1 protein-coding gene is annotated in these 571 nt (G+C 43.6%); it reads right to left on the minus strand.

The genetic code is table 11. The features are described from left to right. A partial coding sequence (araC, locus tag R8O10_RS26675) for an arabinose operon transcriptional regulator AraC (RefSeq protein ID WP_318192156.1) occupies positions 1-501 on the minus strand: 501 nt, incomplete at its 3' end. Between the last annotated feature and the right edge of the window lie 70 nt (positions 502-571).

Raw genomic sequence — 571 nt, forward strand, 5'->3', positions numbered from 1 at the left:
AGGTTGAATGGTTTTACAACGAATCAGCAGTTGTTCCAGTAAGTTAATCGCGAGATCAGCTCGATAAGGCATGTCTGATTTGGAAATGTACTCAATGTCGATGAATAGGCGTTCAATCTGAGAAATCGTGCTGTTATCCAATCCTTGAGTCAGATACACACCATTTCGTTGTTCATGCCAACACAACCAGTCATTCCAAAAGGCACGAGGACGAAAATAGACCCAGCGGTGAAACCATGATGCGTTGTCTTTTTTACGATGGTAGAAGTGCGTTGCGCTTGGTGGAAACAGTAATAAATCCCCGGTTTTGACATCAAAAGCATCATCACCATGAAATATCGTTCCTTCACCTTGGCTCGTGATGTTGATGATGAACCCTTTCATCCCGTTCGGACGATCAATCACAAAATCGAGCTCGTCGCCTTCGATAATGGGGGTAAGCCCAGCCACAAGGTGTGCGTCAAAGTTGTAGCCGGGTTTTAAAGGGTCGTTGTTTTGCATATTTCAACTAATTTACTTTTTCATCAGTCTATTCTGGAGCGGAAAAACTGTCGTCGTTATTCCTCACAGT

Origin of the sequence: Vibrio sp. 1727, from assembly GCF_033344415.1 — a bacterium.
Classification (GTDB): Bacteria; Pseudomonadota; Gammaproteobacteria; order Enterobacterales; family Vibrionaceae; genus Vibrio; species Vibrio alginolyticus.